This window comes from Dellaglioa sp. CoH-55-MRSF-8, assembly GCF_056782195.1.
In genome coordinates this window covers 230,679-246,718 of record NZ_JBXAYH010000001.1, presented here as the reverse complement: position 1 = coordinate 246,718, position 16,040 = coordinate 230,679, and the positions used below count along the sequence as shown (strand labels likewise).

The 16,040-nt window shown below is 34.3% G+C and carries 16 protein-coding genes; 3 read left to right on the top strand and 13 right to left on the bottom strand.

Features of this window, described 5'->3' with window-relative positions; translation table 11 throughout:
* Window positions 1-219 precede the first annotated feature (219 nt).
* Complete coding sequence (locus AC1RPW_RS01145; RefSeq protein WP_481760958.1) at window positions 220-966, top strand: hypothetical protein; 747 nt, start codon at window positions 220-222, stop codon at window positions 964-966.
* A gap of 48 nt (window positions 967-1,014) precedes the next feature.
* Here AC1RPW_RS01145 and AC1RPW_RS01140 read toward each other — a convergent pair whose 3' ends face one another.
* The 4 genes from AC1RPW_RS01140 to AC1RPW_RS01125 all read right to left on the bottom strand — a co-directional run bounded on the left by AC1RPW_RS01140 (window position 1,015) and on the right by AC1RPW_RS01125 (window position 3,585).
* The gene (locus AC1RPW_RS01140; RefSeq protein WP_481760959.1) at window positions 1,015-1,881 is read right to left on the bottom strand and encodes an NAD(P)-dependent oxidoreductase; all 867 of its coding nucleotides are present in this window, start codon (window positions 1,879-1,881) and stop codon (window positions 1,015-1,017) included.
* Between the two features lie 113 nt (window positions 1,882-1,994).
* The gene (gene trxA, locus AC1RPW_RS01135) at window positions 1,995-2,324 is read right to left on the bottom strand and encodes a thioredoxin (protein ID WP_481760960.1); all 330 of its coding nucleotides are present in this window, start codon (window positions 2,322-2,324) and stop codon (window positions 1,995-1,997) included.
* An 18-nt stretch (window positions 2,325-2,342) separates the two neighbouring features.
* Entirely contained in the window at window positions 2,343-3,080 is a 738-nt protein-coding gene (locus tag AC1RPW_RS01130; protein ID WP_481760961.1) for a TerC family protein, read from the bottom strand.
* 139 nt (window positions 3,081-3,219) lie between these two features.
* Complete coding sequence (locus AC1RPW_RS01125; RefSeq protein ID WP_409021715.1) at window positions 3,220-3,585, bottom strand: winged helix-turn-helix transcriptional regulator; 366 nt, start codon at window positions 3,583-3,585, stop codon at window positions 3,220-3,222.
* Window positions 3,586-3,714: 129 nt separating this feature from the next.
* Between AC1RPW_RS01125 and AC1RPW_RS01120 the strand changes: the two genes are divergently transcribed.
* Window positions 3,715-4,896, top strand: a complete 1,182-nt coding sequence (locus AC1RPW_RS01120; RefSeq protein WP_481760962.1) for an MFS transporter — start codon at window positions 3,715-3,717, stop codon at window positions 4,894-4,896.
* A gap of 49 nt (window positions 4,897-4,945) precedes the next feature.
* Here the strand turns inward: AC1RPW_RS01120 and nhaC are convergent, their stop codons facing one another.
* The 8 genes from nhaC to AC1RPW_RS01080 form a co-directional block, all read right to left on the bottom strand.
* Window positions 4,946-6,316: a Na+/H+ antiporter NhaC gene (gene nhaC, locus AC1RPW_RS01115; RefSeq protein WP_481760963.1), complete on the bottom strand. Its 1,371-nt coding sequence runs from the start codon at window positions 6,314-6,316 to the stop codon at window positions 4,946-4,948.
* Between the two features lie 397 nt (window positions 6,317-6,713).
* Window positions 6,714-8,330 carry a SulP family inorganic anion transporter gene (locus tag AC1RPW_RS01110; RefSeq protein ID WP_481761141.1) on the bottom strand — a complete coding sequence of 539 codons (1,617 nt, stop codon included), beginning with the start codon at window positions 8,328-8,330 and terminating at the stop codon, window positions 6,714-6,716.
* Window positions 8,331-8,462: 132 nt separating this feature from the next.
* The gene (locus tag AC1RPW_RS01105) at window positions 8,463-8,909 is read right to left on the bottom strand and encodes a universal stress protein (RefSeq protein WP_481760964.1); all 447 of its coding nucleotides are present in this window, start codon (window positions 8,907-8,909) and stop codon (window positions 8,463-8,465) included.
* Window positions 8,910-8,927: 18 nt separating this feature from the next.
* Window positions 8,928-10,304, bottom strand: coding sequence for an Nramp family divalent metal transporter (locus AC1RPW_RS01100; protein WP_481760965.1), 1,377 nt, complete (start codon window positions 10,302-10,304; stop codon window positions 8,928-8,930).
* A 205-nt stretch (window positions 10,305-10,509) separates the two neighbouring features.
* Window positions 10,510-11,157: a metal-dependent transcriptional regulator gene (locus AC1RPW_RS01095; RefSeq protein ID WP_481761142.1), complete on the bottom strand. Its 648-nt coding sequence runs from the start codon at window positions 11,155-11,157 to the stop codon at window positions 10,510-10,512.
* A gap of 985 nt (window positions 11,158-12,142) precedes the next feature.
* Window positions 12,143-12,571: a MerR family transcriptional regulator gene (locus AC1RPW_RS01090; RefSeq protein WP_409021721.1), complete on the bottom strand. Its 429-nt coding sequence runs from the start codon at window positions 12,569-12,571 to the stop codon at window positions 12,143-12,145.
* 18 nt (window positions 12,572-12,589) lie between these two features.
* Window positions 12,590-12,799: a hypothetical protein gene (locus AC1RPW_RS01085; RefSeq protein WP_481760966.1), complete on the bottom strand. Its 210-nt coding sequence runs from the start codon at window positions 12,797-12,799 to the stop codon at window positions 12,590-12,592.
* A complete protein-coding gene (locus AC1RPW_RS01080) occupies window positions 12,800-13,240 on the bottom strand; it encodes a GNAT family N-acetyltransferase (protein ID WP_481760967.1) in 441 nt (146 codons plus the stop codon). It abuts the gene before it with no gap.
* Window positions 13,241-13,366: 126 nt separating this feature from the next.
* On the opposite strand from AC1RPW_RS01080, the gene AC1RPW_RS01075 reads away from it, so the two are divergent.
* Complete coding sequence (locus tag AC1RPW_RS01075) at window positions 13,367-14,209, top strand: alpha/beta hydrolase (protein ID WP_481760968.1); 843 nt, start codon at window positions 13,367-13,369, stop codon at window positions 14,207-14,209.
* 281 nt (window positions 14,210-14,490) lie between these two features.
* Here AC1RPW_RS01075 and AC1RPW_RS01070 read toward each other — a convergent pair whose 3' ends face one another.
* Window positions 14,491-16,035, bottom strand: a complete 1,545-nt coding sequence (locus AC1RPW_RS01070; protein ID WP_481760969.1) for an ABC-F family ATP-binding cassette domain-containing protein — start codon at window positions 16,033-16,035, stop codon at window positions 14,491-14,493.
* Between the last annotated feature and the right edge of the window lie 5 nt (window positions 16,036-16,040).

Sequence of the window (16,040 nt, the reverse complement as noted above, 5' to 3'; positions counted from 1 at the left end):
GGTTATTTTAAGGTTCATGTTGTATATTGAACTTATCCCAAAACAACATAAATAACTAACCTTTATACTTTTTCATTTCTCCTCCAAAGTAATGAGAGAGAGAGCTAATTTATTAGCTCTACAACTTACTCCCTAGAGACTGCCTTCCCAGCAGTCTCTTTTTTGTTTCTAAATATTAAGAATCGTGCTAATATTTTAATCACGAAGGAGGTCTTAAGGATGCAAACCATTTATACGCTAATAACATTGATTTTTCTTAGTGTTATACCACTTCTTGTAGCTGCTTTTTTACTAACAGCTGTGAACAGTAATACAAAAAAACAATTATCATTAAATCAACAATTATACTTGGGTTCATTGGGTATTATTATCCATGAAGCAAGTCATGCTATAATGGCTTTTTTATTTGGATTTCACGCCATTGAAGTTAAATTAATTAAACGTCCACATCCCGAAATTGGTGATAACTCACTTGGATTCGTTCGTTATAGCTCACCTAAAAATATGCGTGGTAAAATTGGACAAGCAATGGCCGGTATTGCGCCCATCATTGGCTGTTCAATCGTAATTATTGGCCTTTTTATTCTACTGCTACCTCACTCTTTTAATCTACTATCAACAATGCTAGTTAACCAAGCATTTAATACTCAATCGTTATTTAACCTATTCACCTCGTTATTTCAATCTTGGTCATTAAGACTTATCCTGTGGTTGTTAATCACAACATCTATTACAATTGGTGGTTTTGATTTAAGCTCAGCAGATAGAAAAGGATTTGGTCTTGGATTCAGTTTATTAGCACTTTTAATCATTATCTTTTATTATTTCTTAACTCTATTTAATCACCAGACTTTAATGATGACTCTACTATCAAAATTTGCCTTATCTATTGGTCTAATTACTATTTTGATGCTGTTTTTATTACTTATTACAAATTGGCTGGTTAAAATCATCAAAAATAAATAAGACTATCTCATATTGAAATGGTCTTATTTATTAGTTGTATCGACTTATTTATTTCCACCACAATTTAACTAATGCTTGTGTACCGTCATTACCTAATCCATCTTCATCAACTAATTTTTCATATAGTACTTTAGCTTCTTTTGTTGCGGGTAGATTAATATTCATTTTTTCTGCTTCGTCTAATGCAATACGCAAATCTTTAAGAAAATGTTTTGCAAAGAATCCTGGTGTATAGTCATCACTTAAAACTCGGGGCGCATAATTGTCTAAACTCCAATTTGCTGCACTTCCCCCGCCAACTGTTTTAATGACACTTTCCAAGTCTAAGTTTGCTGCCTTAGCGTAAACTAACAGCTCAGTCATTCCGGTCATTGTTCCAGCAATCATAATTTGATTAGCCATTTTTACATGTTGGCCTGATCCATAACCACCAAACAAGGCAATTGTTGTTCCCATCTTTTCAAAAATAGGTTTCACTTGTTCATATACATCACTGTGTCCACCAACCATAATTGTTAGCTTCGCATTCTTTGCACCAATATCACCACCAGAAACAGGTGCATCTAACGCAAACAACTCATGAGTTTCCGCGTAATCACCAATTTTTTTCGCTAGTGTTGGTGTACTTGTTGTCATATCAACTACAATTGCGCCTTTTTTAGCACCAGCAAAAATACCATTTTCTTCAAAATATATTGCTTCTACATCTGCAGGAAAACCAACCATCGAGAAGATAATATCACTTTTAGCCGCAACCAATTGTGGCGAATCAGCCCATATTGCCCCTTGGCTAACTAAGTCATCTGTCTTTGATTTGGTTCGATTAAACACGGTTACTTCATAGTTCGCTTTCAATAAATAACTAACAATTGCTGAGCCCATAACGCCCGTTCCAATAAACCCAATTTTTTTCATAATAATCTCCTTTTATAATTTTCTTTAGTATGCACCTTTAAGGTTACGACTGCCATTAATAATAGTTAAGCCTAAAATAAAATCCCACTACAAAATTTGTAGTGGGATTTTATTTATACTGCTTTATTTTGAGCAACTTTTTCACTTAAATACTTTGAAAATTTACTCTTATCATGATAACCAACAACTTTTTCAATTGCTTTGCCATCTTTAAATAATAGAAAACTCGGAATACTCATGACATCATATTCCAATGCTGTTTCTTTATTTTCATCAATATTCAACTTTACAAATTGCATATCATCTTTGAATTCTTGTTCTAATTCATCAATAACAGGTTCCATCATACGACATGGACCACACCAAGGAGCCCATAAATCAACAATTGTTAATCCGGAATCTGTATGTTCCGCGAGCGTTTTATCTGTTACTTTTGTGACCATTTTATCGCCTTCGTTTCGTTATTTTTTATTCTGAATATTATACATATGAATTAAAGTCGTTAATATAATAGCCCCAAAAACAATTCCAGCAAAAAGTACTGCTGAAACTTCGATACCAATTTGAGGGATAGAAAGGAATAACTTCACCGCAATTAATGCGATTAGCAAGTAAGCCATTGATTCTAACTCCGGAACAACCTTCATCAACTTCATAATCAATGTCGCAATCCCACGCATGGCTAAAATTCCAAACATCCCACCGATTAAAACAATGACTGGATTTGTCGAAATTGCTAACGATGCTAAGACAGAATCAATTGAAAAAACAATATCCATCATCTCAATTGAAATAACAACTGACCAAAACAATGAGAATGGACCTTTTCGTCCATTACTTTTTTTCTCTGATTTAGGTTTTGGCGTTTTAATTTTTGAAAAGAAATAATGGGCTGATAGGTAAATAAGATACCCAGCGCCAATTACTTTAATTTCCCAGAAATCAATTAAAAATGTTCCAATTCCAATAATGATGAACCGGAAAATATATGCACCCCATAATCCGTAAAATAATGCTTTTTCTTGTTCTTTTTTACTTGGTAATTTTTGTGTTTGTGCAGCTAATACAATTGCGTTATCCACTGATAATAAGCATTCGATTACTGCTAATGATAGGATAATTATCCAATCACTACTTGATTCGACAACTGTTTTCCAATTGTTTAGATCAAAAAATGGTCCATATAAGTTTGCTAACATTTAATTCTCATACTTTCTTTCAATAATTTTTATAAATAACTGTAAATGATTATTATACAGCAATTACCAGATTATGCCATAACATATGAACAACAGTAACTGCCAGCTACATTTCTCGAATAGCAATCAATAATGACAGTTATGACACTTTATCTCGATTCATTAAAACAACATGTTGGTCTTGCTCATTTAACCGATCAACATGTTTTTCGCCCCAAACACACAATTTATTTAATATAGTACTCAAAGACTCACCATATTCAGTCAATTGATAATCTACTTTTGGTGGTACCTGTTCATAGATATGTCTAGAGATAATCCCATCGGCTTCCAATTCACGTAATTGTTGCGTTAACATTTTTTGGGTTATTTTCGGAATTGCACGTTTCAGCTCACTAGTTCTTCTTTTTCCACCACGTAAATGGCATAAAATAATTGTTTTCCATTTTCCGCCAATGACTTCTAAAGTCGCTTCAACACCAATATTATATGTTTTATCTTCCATTCTTCCTCCTATAGGCACTAAAAAGTTCCTATAGCACTTTTTAGTACGTTATTGTCTTATTGTTGCGTACACGTATAATCATAAATTGTAGCATTATTCCAACAAAAATCAAGGAGGCTTTACAAACTTATGGAAAAACCAAAAATATCACCATCCCTAACACTCTTAGCATTGGCTATTAGTGCTTTCGCAATCGGATCAACAGAATTTATTAGCGTTGGGCTCATCCCCTTATTAGTCAAAGATTTTGGTATTTCATTAAGTCAGGCAGGACTTAGCGTTTCATTATATGCATTCGGTGTCACAATAGGTGCACCCGTTCTAACTATTTTAACTGGCCAATTTGATCGAAAAAAATTACTCTTAAGTATCATGGCGTTATTTATCGTTGGTAATTTAGTTGCAGCATTTGCACCAACTTTTTCAATTTTATTAATTGGTCGAATTATTTCTGCATTGTCTCACGGTATATTCATGACAATCGCTTCCGTTATTGCGGCTGATGTTGTTGAACCTTCAAAACGTGCTAGTGCTATTTCAGTCATGTTTACTGGTTTAACCGTTGCAACTGTAACCGGTGTTCCTTTAGGTACATTTATTGGTCAACATACTAGTTGGCATGGATCATTTATTTTTATTAGTATCATTGGACTAATTGGTTTAATCGCCAACTTTTTCCTCGTACCAAATGGTTTACCAATTCCTGGAAAATCTGATGCGCATGGTTTTATCCGTGTCCTTAAGAACAAATATCTATTGATTACGTTATCATTAACCGCCTTAGGTTACGGTGGGACATTCGTTGTTTATACGTATATTACGCCACTCTTAGAAACTTCAATGGGTTACAGTGAAAGTGCTGTTGTTATCATTTTAATCGTCTACGGATTGATGGTTGCCCTTGGAAATACGATTGGCGGCCGTTTAGCAAACCATAATCCGCTCCAAGCATTATTAAAAATGTTTATCGGACTTGCAGTCGTCTTATTTATCCTTTTCTTTACTGCTAAAATGTCAATTCTAGGTTTATTAACCGTTATGGCCTTAGGACTATTCGCCTTTATGAATGTTCCAGGATTACAACTATACGTTGTTCAATTAGCTGAAAAATATACCCCTAAAGATATTACTTTAGCATCGTCGCTAAATATTTCTGCTTTCAATATTGGCATTACGTTAGGCTCTTTAATTGGTGGACAAGTTGTTTCTAATCTCGGATTAGGTATGACGCCACTTTTTGGGACAGTCATGGTTTTAATCGCCATCTTCATGACAATGTACTTAATTACACTCAATAAGAATGAGAAATAACAAAAAAACGGGTCACAACGAATATAAAATTCATTGTGACCCGTTTTTATTAGGCTCTCTTTGCACGTAACCCGATTCCCGTCCAACCACTAATGATTGAAAAGACAGGCGATAGTAAGCTAAAGAACGCAAATGGTAAGTAGTCTAGCGTTGGAACTCCCAACGTGCTTGCTGCAAACGCACCAGCTACACCCCAAGGGATTAAGTAATTAATCACTGTTCCGCCATCTTCAAGTGCACGACTTAAGGCTAAATTATCTAATTTTGATTTATCAAAAGCGGGTTTAAACGCTTTTCCAGGTAAAATAACTGATAAGTATTGTTCTCCAACAAATAAATTAACTCCAATTCCAGCAAAAATAGTTGCCGTAATTAATTTACCAGATGAATTTAAACGTTTAACTAAAGGTTCCATAACGACTTCAATAATATTGAAGTTCATTAGTAAGCCGCCTAACGTTAAAGTTAAAATTATTAATGACACGGTTCCCATCATACTTGAAACGCCACCTCGTGTTAACAGCATATCCACATTTGCATCTCCAGTTTTAGAAACAAATCCTGACTGAATCAACGCCGCAACATCTTGTAAACTCGTAAATGGTTTTTGAATAAATAACATAACTAACGATACACCAATATTGATAAATAACGTTGGAATAGCTGGAATTTTTAACCAGGCACAGACAAACATTAAGATAATTGGTAATGCCGCCCAAGCTGTGATTGAAAAGTGACTAGATAAAATTGAAATCGTATGATTGATTTTATCCATATTTGCTGCCATACTACCACTTCCCAAAATGAAATATAAAATTAAAGATCCTACAAAAGCAGGAATTGTTGTCCACATCATATTTTTAATATGTTTAAATAAATCAGATTCTCCAATGGCAGCTGCTAAGTTCGTTGAATCTGATAAGGGAGACATTTTATCCCCAAAGATAGCACCTGAAATAATTGCTCCTGCCACTAGTGCAGGATTAACCCCCATCGTCATCCCCATACCGAATAGTGCGATACCCACAGTTGAAATTAAAGTGAAGGCACTCCCAATTGATAATCCGATAATAGCACAGACAATAAAAACGGAAGGCACAAAGAATTGAACACTAATCAGATTAAATCCCCAAATCATTAAGGTTGGAATAATTCCTGCCGCAATCCAAGTCGCAATCAATGAGCCAATCAAAATAAAAATAAAGATGGGAATTAACCCTGTACTCATTCCATCCTTGATACCCGCGTGAATCTCATCCCATGAAAAATGACGAATTCTAGCCCATAAAATTAACAACCCAATCACTAACATAACTGGTGTTTGAGGTGATAACCCAAACTTAATTACACCAAATCCCATAATAATCAACATTACTACTAAAACACTTGCTGCTTCTGTAAACGATAATTTATTTTTCATTAGTAAACACTCCTATTTTTTAGTCGATTCTAGTATTTATCATGAAAAGTTTGATATCGAAACTGACCCCAATTTATATTTTTCATTTTTAACACTCCTTTTCTGGACAAAAAAAGTCCCTGATACAATATTAAATATTGTATCAGGGACGACTCTAGCCGTGGTACCACCCAGTTTAATTGAGAACCCAAATTCTCACTCACTAGATGATAACGGTTCTAGATATTTATCCGATGTTTAAAATAACGTTAACGTATTTGGTTAATTTATCCTGATTGGTTCGCATCAACCACCAACTTTCTGACTCCCAGATAAATGACTACTTATGTGTTAACTTTTATTTATTAAGTTGAATGAATCTTAACATGCCTAAATATCCTTGTCAATAATGTACATCTTATAGTATTTCCTTTAGAACACGATCAACTGAGAAATAAAAGGCTTCTTCCCCAGCCACATCTTTAAAGCCAGATCGTTCAAACATTCTCATTACATTTGGTTGAACTGAAGAAAAAATCACTTCATGATTTTTAGTCTGAGCATCACTATAGAAATCCTGAATAACAGCCATTGCTGTATTATCAATTGATGGTACGCCTCGCAATGAAAAGATAACTAAATCTCGTTCATGAAGTGGCTGTAGTGCCTTATCTAATCGATCCGCAGACATGAAAAATAGTGGTCCAGTGATGTAGACAACTGCCCAATCATCTTTTAATCTATCTTGTGTTGTTTCGACTTTGCTTAAATCAACATCTTCAACAACAACATCTAAAATAGAACTCTTAGCCACAAAAATAACGATCCCGACTAAAACACCGGCCATAATCGCCGTACTCAAATCAAAAATAACGGTACTTATTAATGTTAAGAAAAATAGAATTAAAGCACTTTTAAATTTATTTTTAAAGAGATACTTGATAGCTGACCATTCGTTCATCCGCCATGAAGTCACAACTAACACGCCAGCTAATGCCGATAAAGGAATCTGTGACATGATTGGTGCCAATAAAAGCATTGAAACTAATAACGCAAGTGCATGGAAAACGCCTGTCAATCGCGTCTGTGCACCTGATTTAATTGCTACACTCGTTCTAGCAATCGCAGCCGTTGCTGGAATACCACCAAAAAATGGTAAAATCATATTTCCAATACCTTGAGCGATTAATTCTTGATTACTATCTAAGGTTTTACCTGTCATGCGACCAGCAGATGCCCCGCATAATAAACTTTCAATCATTCCCAGTAAAGCAATACTTGCGCCAGGAATAATTAGATTTTTAACTGTTTGAAGATTTAATGCACCTAAATGTAATCTATCATCACTGATAACACTTGTTGGAATCTCGCCAACTGTTGCGACATCTAATTTAAATATCATTGTAATTGCCGTAGTAACAATAATTGCAATCAACGATGCAGGAATAACTTTATTCCATTTTTTTGGAAAAATAAAAAGTGCAATAACAACTAAAATTGCCATCAAAGTCGTTGCCAACTTAGGTTGAAAACCTAAGCTAGGATAACTACCAATTTTTTCAATTAAACTACTTCCGTTTGAATGCGTACCAAAAAAATTATCTAATTGCCCGAAAGCAATAATAATTGAAATTCCTGATGTAAATCCTGTAATAACAGGGGCAGGAATAAAAGTCGTTAAAACGCCTAATTTAAATATACCGGCTAACAATAAAATCACTCCGGCAATCAATGTAGCAATAAAAACCCCTTTTAATCCATATTGTGCAATAACACCCATTAATACTGCGGCCATCGCTCCAGTTGGTCCTGATATTTGATAATATGCCCCAGATAAGGTACTTATCAAAATCCCAGCAACAATGGCTGTGATTAACCCAGCAGCAGCTGTTGCCCCACTTGAGACACCAAATGCCAAGGCTAACGGAATAGCAACTGCAGCTACCGTTAAACCTGCCATAAAATCTTTAGCTAATTTTGTTGCATTATAACCTTTAAACTCGTTTTTTAATATTGAAATATAATTTGATATCATCATCATGCTCCTATTTATGTTATACATAAAAGCATAACATAAACCTTATATATAAATAAACAAGTAAACGTTTTCCAAATAAAAATGGTTAAATCTTTATAAGATTCAACCATTTTGTATAACTTTTTTCTATTAACGAACAACCATAACTGAAACGGGAGAATACTTAGCCACGTATGATGCTTGGCTACCTAAGTACTTACCAATCCCTTTAGTTATAGCTGATCCAACAACGACTAAATCAGGTTTAACGTCAGGAATAACATCTTTGACAATCGTTTCACCAGGTTCACCCTCAGCAAGAACAATGTGTACTTCCTTAACACCAGCATCTAATGCGCTTTGTTTATACTCTTGAAGTTGTTTTTCAACCTTCAAACGTTTTTCAGCTAATGTATCTTTTGTTAATACCTGAAAAACATTCAAATCATCCGACTCCAGAACAGTTACAATATGCAGCAGAGAATCATCATCTAAAGCATGACTAACCGCTTCTAAGAATGCTAATTGGGCATCTGCCGAATTATCGACGCCGACAAGAATGTTCTTATGCTTTGGTAACTCAAAACTTTTTTTCATATGAATTTCCTCCTTATTTTATAAAACTTCTTGGAAAAATTGAATGACTAAATTGAAGACTAATTGAACATTTAAAATAGTTAACCCGATTGCGGCTGCCCAACCAATAATTGATACCCAAAGTGGATTAACGAATCGTTCACCCATATATTTTTTAGAAGATGTAAACCAGATTAATGGAATCATCGTAAATGGTAAGGCTACTGATAAGAACACTTGTGAATAAACAAGTAAATTATCTAATACGCCTTCTGTCCCACCCCAAATGATTGCGGCAATCATAACGGGGATAACTGCTATGATACGTGTAACCAATCGACGGGCCCATAATGGCATTTTTAAATGTATGAAACCTTCCATTATAATTTGACCAGTCAAGGTTCCGGTAATCGTTGCATTTTGCCCAGAAGCCAGTAAAGCTACGGCAAATAAAGTTGAAAGTACAGGTGATGCAATCCCTTTGGCAATTGTATTATCACTTAATGCACGGTATAAATCACCGAATGCTTGTAATTGATCTGCATGTCCAAAGAATAAAGCAGCCCCCAAAAGTAAAAGTAAACTGTTAACAATTGTTGCGCCAAATAATTGGATATTTGAATCCCAAGTTGTAAAGCGCACAACTTTTGCAACTTCTTCTTCATCAGTTGAATCGTACTGACGTGTTTGTGCAATTGAAGAGTGAAGGTACAAGTTATGAGGCATTACTGTTGCACCAATAATACCTAAAGCTAATGTTAATTGATCATGGTTCATAACGATTGATGCTCTTGGTAAAATACCACCCATGATACCTGCTAAACTTGGTTTTGATAAGGCAACTAAGTAAAGGAAAATAATTAAAATTGATGCAATCAATGTTGCAACAATCGCTTCAATTGTTCTAAATCCTAATTTTGTTAATAATAATAGTAAGAAAACATCTAATATAGTTATCATAACGCCGACTGTTAATGGAATTCCAAAAAGTAATTGTAAAGCAATCGCTCCACCAATTACTTCGGCTATATCTGTTGCCATAATTGCTAATTCTGTCATGATCCATAATAAAAATCCAACCGGTTTATTAGTATGATCACGAATTGCTTGTGCTAAATCCATTCTTGTTACGACACCTAACTTAGCAGCCATATATTGCATTAACATAGCGATAAGTCCGGAGAAAATAACGACTGATAATAGTAAGTAACGGTATTGTGCACCACCGACAATTGATGTAATCCAGTTACCTGGATCCATGTAACCAACAGCGACTAATGCACCTGGTCCACTAAAAGCCCATAAAGTTCGTAAAAATCCGGCACTTTTTGGAACTTCTACTGATCCATTTACTTCTTCCAAACTAGCACTATTTGTTGTGGTAGTCATTTTTGGTTCTTGTACTTCTTTCGACATTTTTTACCACTCCTTTAAATTCTTTTCTTCTCAATTCCTTATTATACTCAAACTTTATACATTGTAAACAAAAAGTTTAGGCTAACCTTAAATCATTTTACCAGTTATTAAATATTGCTATATTTCCAAAAAAAGACTGCTGATATCTATTTGATATCAACAGTCTTTAGCTATTTAATAAAAATTTCTTTTGTTATCATAATACCTACTTCACAAAAATATAATGAGCGGCTTTATAACTAATATTTCTAACCTCACCAGTATTTTCTAATTTGATTTCAACTGGACCTTCAAAAGGCGCATGAGAAACAACTGTTAATTTATCACCAATGTGTAATTCTAAATCATCTAAATAAGTTAACAAATCATGATTATCAATGAATCGTTCAATCACAACTTTAGTGTTATCTTCTACTGCTTCTAAAACGAGATGGCTATCTTCCTCATAGTTACCTTCTTTGTCAGGTATCACACCGCCATGAGGACAGTGTGTTGGATGACCCAAGAATTCACTCAAATGATCAAGCAAGTACTCACTTGTCACATGTTCAAGTAACTCTGATTCACCGTCAACATCTTGTAGTTTATAATTTAATTTATAAACTAAGAAGCATTCCCATAAACGATGCTTACGAACTAAATCTTCTGCCAATAATATCCCAGGTTTCGTTAACGAAATCCCTGCGTATGGCGTATGTTCTACTAACTCTTCTTTAACTAGTTTATTGACCATTTCTGTAACTGATCCGGCCGCAATGTTCAGACTAAGCGCAATCTGTTTATTCGATATTTTCTTTTGCGTACCGCCTAATTCAAAAATAATTTTTAAATAATCTTCCTTCATAGGTGTCATATTCGATCTTTCATTTTTTGTCATTAGTTAATCAATTCACTTCCATTTTCTTAATAATAGATTTATTATATCAGAATAACGATTGAATTGTAACTTATTTTTTAGGAATACCTAACCTTTCATTTTAAAATACCTAAATGTAAGCTAAAAATCATAATTCACTGCATTAAAATAGGATTCAAGCATTTGTTTTAAGAAATGTCTTGAATCCTATCTTTTTGTAGAAGGAAAGCCGAAACCCGTGTTACCGAGAGTCGATTTTACTTGATTATTAATATATTTCGCCTCTATATCTTTATACTTATTTAGTTCTGTGAAGTCGCTTTTATATGTTTTGAATCATATATTATCGAACGACGCCCTTTGAGCGATTTGTTATCCATTCGATTTCAAACGTTTCTCCAAGACCAAATACCTCTAAATCCAATTATTCGTTCTACTACAACTTAAATCATCAAAATTCGATATCTTGATTTGCTTTTTAATGCTCAAGACCGGCACCGTTTTAATACGCCTTACTTGACATCTCTCAACGTCATTAACTTGCCGTACATTGGAAACTTAAACCATCATCTTAATTGATGTGTCCTGATTTGCTTTTAAGCGCTCAAGACTAGCACCGTTTTAAAACCTTGTTCGACGTCTCACGACGTTCACACTACCAAAATTCTAAATTCATCGGAGTAAACATCATCTAACTTGATGTGTCTTGATTTGCTTTTTAATGCTCAAGACCGGCACCGTTTTAATACGCCTTGCTTGACATCTCTCAACGTCATTAACTTGTGTTACATTTTTCAACTATCTTCAGTACTAAACATTGTCCAACTAACTTCGTTTTTAAAAACCATTAAGTGAGTTTAAAAAAGTGACTTCAGTTTTATTTTGTTCAGGGATTTCGATAGCCTTCCTTGCTACAAATTAAGTATAACACAAATGTAAACGGTTGCAACCTTTTTATGATTTTATTTTATAATTCTTTTTATTAAACATCTCTGAGTTCAAAACGTGTCCCTTTTTCATCTATTACCGCAAATAAACGCTGCTTTTTGGAGTCATCAAAATAGCCCATATCAAAAACTGTTTTATTTCCTTGTTTACCAACATCTGAAACACGATCAATCAAAAAGTGTTTAAATTGTCTAAAAATATCCATTTTTCCGTTAACGTGTTCAATCGCCGCAACCAATGTGTATCCTTCATCTAACTCTTCTTTTATAAGACTGACTTTTATGACCATATCTAAACGATATTCTCGCGACTTTGCCTTCTCATCTGAAATACTTTCAATATAGCCTTTTTGTTCCCAATATCTTAACTGTCGTGTTGAAACACCTGTCATTTTACTGATTTCACTAATACCGACAATTAACTTATCTTGCTTCATAAGATTGGCTAATGGATTATTATTCACTGTAAGTACCTTCTATCTCTAGTTTTCTAAATACTTTTGAAATTTTTTATCGATTTCTGGCAGACTTTTCTGTAATGATTTTGACTGGTTTTGTGTCCCCTCAGCCATTAACTTCAAGTAAGTAAATAAAATTTGACTAGCGTCTTTATGATATTTACTACCAAGTTCACTCGCAAATGTATATCGTTCATCCGTTAGTAATTTTGAAAATAAAGTTTCTTTTGCCATCTAGGCTCCTTCGATTGTTTTTATCATTGTGTGATGTGGAATTCCTGCGTCCATAAAGCCTTCACCTTCAACCTCATATCCTAGTTTCAAATAAAAATTTTGGGCTTGATCTTGTGCACCTAAGGTTAAGTATTTAATTCCGTAGACTGTTGAAAATCCTTCAATAAACGTTAGGATATCTGTTGCTAAATGTTGTCCACGAGCCGCTTTCAATGTTGCAACTCGCTGGACATGCCACGTTTCAGAGTCTTCGCTAAGTACACGTGCTGTCACAACAGGTTCTTCATCTTTATAACCCACAAAATGAATAGCTTCTGATTCGTTTTCAATTTCCAATTCCATTGGCACATTCTGTTCTCCAACAAAAACCGTTTTTCTAATTGATAATGCATCCTTATATATTTGACTACTTATATCTCTAGTTGATTTCACTATGAACATTTGCTCATCCTCAGCTTTCTTAGTTATCTTCGCATATAGCTTACCATAACTTGCTTTAAATTTGAACGTCAAGACCCGGTAGCTTATAATGAAAGCAAATAACTTACTATGCAAAGGAAACCACTAATGAAAAAATACGGTATATTAATAACCATCTTATTGATTTTAGGATTAGGTATTGGCTTTTTACTATTGCATAACAGTATACCTAAATCGGTAGAAACAGAGAAAAGTATTTCACAAACACCAACCTTATACATTCATGGATACGGCGGTACAGCTAACTCAACTAACGACATGATTGCCTCAGCAGAAAAATCTGGTAAGGCAAAAAAAGTTCTAACAGCAACCGTCTCTTCAACTGGTGATGTCACTTATACGGGTAGATGGAAATATACTGAAAAAAATCCAATTGTTCAAGTTATATTTGCGCGTAGTGATGCTCAAATTCCTGAAGAGGGCAGATGGATTGGTAAGATAACTGATTATTTAAAAGCATCATACGATATTAAAAAAATCAATCTTGTTACACATTCAATGGGTGGCTCATCTGCAATGTACTGGGCTGAATCTGTCAGAAAAAAATCTTCTCCTATCCTAAATAAATTTGTTCCAATTGCTGGTCCAATTAATGGGGTCCTCGGAATGGACGAAAAAGCCAATAAAAATTACTTCTTGAAAAATGACGAACCTGCTATTAAAACAGCAAACTACCAAAGTTACTATAGCAAACGAAAAAATTTCCCATCAACCGCAAAAGTCTTTGTTATTTATGGCGATGTGAATGATGGCTCAAATTCTGATACATCTGTCAGCATTGCTTCTGCCCGTTCAATGAACTATCTATTAAAAGGCCAAGTAAAATCGTATGACGAGCTTAAAATTACTGGTGAAGATGCACAACATAGTAAACTTCATAGAAATTTACAGGTTGATAAAGCTGTTATCCAATTCCTTTGGGGTAAATAGAACTATACGAAATATTAATTTTGTGCTATGATTAAGTTATGCGATGAGTCGAGTAAAATCAGACAACTTCGGTTGTTCCGCTGCGGCGGCTAGTGATTAGTTCGAAAATGGGGCATTTTTTACCTACCGCATTGTAGGTATGTCTGATTGTCACTGTTTTGTGGAATTCATACAATCTATTTACTTCGGTAAGTACCATAACAGGAAAGCATCAACTTCGGTTGGTGCTTTTTTTGTGCAGATAAATAGCCTTAGAAAATTACTTTCCAAGGCTATTATCACTATTTTTGAATTCTTATTGCTTCAACATCAAACACTTTATCAATCCAAGATTCATAAAATGGTGCTTCATGACTGACCAATAAAACATTTCCAGGAAAACGTCGGACTGCCTTTTGTAGCGCGTCTTTTGTATCATCATCCAAGTGATTAGTTGGTTCATCCAAAATTAAAAAGTTACTTGGTTTCAATTCAACTAAACTCAACTTAACTTTCATTTGTTCCCCACCACTCAAAATATTAATAGGTTTCATTGTATTCGCAGCATTAATCCCTGATTTAGCCAATCGGCGACGAATCGTTTTAGGTTCCAATTCAGGGTATTCATCTTGAATAATTTGAAGAGGTGTCATTTCTTTATTATCCCAAATTAAATCTTGATCAAAATAATTAACAACAACAGAATCAGAAAATTCAGCAGTTCCACCAAACGTTGGAATTAACTTCAAAATTGACTTAATCATTGTTGATTTACCAATTCCGTTAAATCCCTTTAAGACAACTTTTTCTTGATGTGATAATGAAAAAGTTACTGGTGATAGTAATGGCGTTTTATAACCAACTGATAAATTTTTAACGGCAAGCGTTGATGCGGATCCAGTATCTAGATAAGGAAAATCAAATTTACCTTTTACAGTATCACTTGGCGGTGTCACACGCTCAATTTTATCTAATCTTTTTTGTCTAGACTTAGCCATTGTGGCACGCGTTCCAGCTTTATTCTTTCGAATATAAGCCTCATCTTTTTCAATTTGAAGGCGTTGTTTCTGGAAAGCTTTTAGTTGCGCTTCTTTTTTAGCTTCTTTTTGCTTAATAGCTGATTTAAAATTCCCACGATATTTTGTGATTTTACCGAATGCAACATCAATAATTGTATTCGTGACATTTTGTAAAAATTCAAAATCATGAGAAATAACCATGAAACAGCCTTCAAATTGATTTAAATACTCAGTTAACCAATCAATATGTTCCGTATCTAAATAATTAGTTGGTTCATCTAATAAAATAACTTCAGGATTTTCCAATAATAATTTAGCTAAGATAATCTTAGATCTCTGACCACCACTTAATTCACTAACTTGATGGTCTTTTTCAATTGCATCTAATCCTAAACCAGTTCGAACACGGTCAATTTCTGTATCGATATCATAAAAATTTTTTGCCTCAAGTTCTTCTTGATATCTACCCGCTTTTTCCAACAACTTCTCGTCCATATTTTCAGCATAATCCGTATAGGCCTGCGTTTGTTTTTCACTAATATCATATAAACGTTGAAATGCTGTCTTCAAAAACTCAATAACCGTAATGCCTTCCGCAACTTCAGCATATTGATCTAAATAGCCAATTGTCGCACTTTTTTTCCATTTGATTTCGCCTTCATCAGGTAATTCTTGTCCAGTAATAATTTTGATTAATGTACTTTTACCAGCACCATTTTGACCAATGATACCCATATGATCCTCAGTGTTTAATTCAAAATGAGCATCCTCATATAATTGCTTATCCGCAAATTGATGGGAAAGTTGGCGAACTTCTAAAACTCCCATTGTAA

Coding starts and splice junctions, on each gene's coding strand:
- AC1RPW_RS01095 (WP_481761142.1), bottom strand. CDS start 11,157: ATGACACCTATGAAGGAAGATTATTTAAAAATTATTTTTGAATTAGGC.
- AC1RPW_RS01105 (WP_481760964.1), bottom strand. CDS start 8,909: ATGAAAAAAAGTTTTGAGTTACCAAAGCATAAGAACATTCTTGTCGGC.
- nhaC (WP_481760963.1), bottom strand. CDS start 6,316: ATGAAAAATAAATTATCGTTTACAGAAGCAGCAAGTGTTTTAGTAGTA.
- AC1RPW_RS01125 (WP_409021715.1), bottom strand. CDS start 3,585: ATGGAAGATAAAACATATAATATTGGTGTTGAAGCGACTTTAGAAGTC.
- AC1RPW_RS01145 (WP_481760958.1), top strand. CDS start 220: ATGCAAACCATTTATACGCTAATAACATTGATTTTTCTTAGTGTTATA.
- AC1RPW_RS01110 (WP_481761141.1), bottom strand. CDS start 8,330: ATGATATCAAATTATATTTCAATATTAAAAAACGAGTTTAAAGGTTAT.
- AC1RPW_RS01070 (WP_481760969.1), bottom strand. CDS start 16,035: ATGGGAGTTTTAGAAGTTCGCCAACTTTCCCATCAATTTGCGGATAAG.
- AC1RPW_RS01100 (WP_481760965.1), bottom strand. CDS start 10,304: ATGTCGAAAGAAGTACAAGAACCAAAAATGACTACCACAACAAATAGT.
- trxA (WP_481760960.1), bottom strand. CDS start 2,324: ATGGTCACAAAAGTAACAGATAAAACGCTCGCGGAACATACAGATTCC.
- AC1RPW_RS01130 (WP_481760961.1), bottom strand. CDS start 3,080: ATGTTAGCAAACTTATATGGACCATTTTTTGATCTAAACAATTGGAAA.
- AC1RPW_RS01120 (WP_481760962.1), top strand. CDS start 3,715: ATGGAAAAACCAAAAATATCACCATCCCTAACACTCTTAGCATTGGCT.
- AC1RPW_RS01085 (WP_481760966.1), bottom strand. CDS start 12,799: ATGGCAAAAGAAACTTTATTTTCAAAATTACTAACGGATGAACGATAT.
- AC1RPW_RS01080 (WP_481760967.1), bottom strand. CDS start 13,240: ATGTTCATAGTGAAATCAACTAGAGATATAAGTAGTCAAATATATAAG.
- AC1RPW_RS01075 (WP_481760968.1), top strand. CDS start 13,367: ATGAAAAAATACGGTATATTAATAACCATCTTATTGATTTTAGGATTA.
- AC1RPW_RS01140 (WP_481760959.1), bottom strand. CDS start 1,881: ATGAAAAAAATTGGGTTTATTGGAACGGGCGTTATGGGCTCAGCAATT.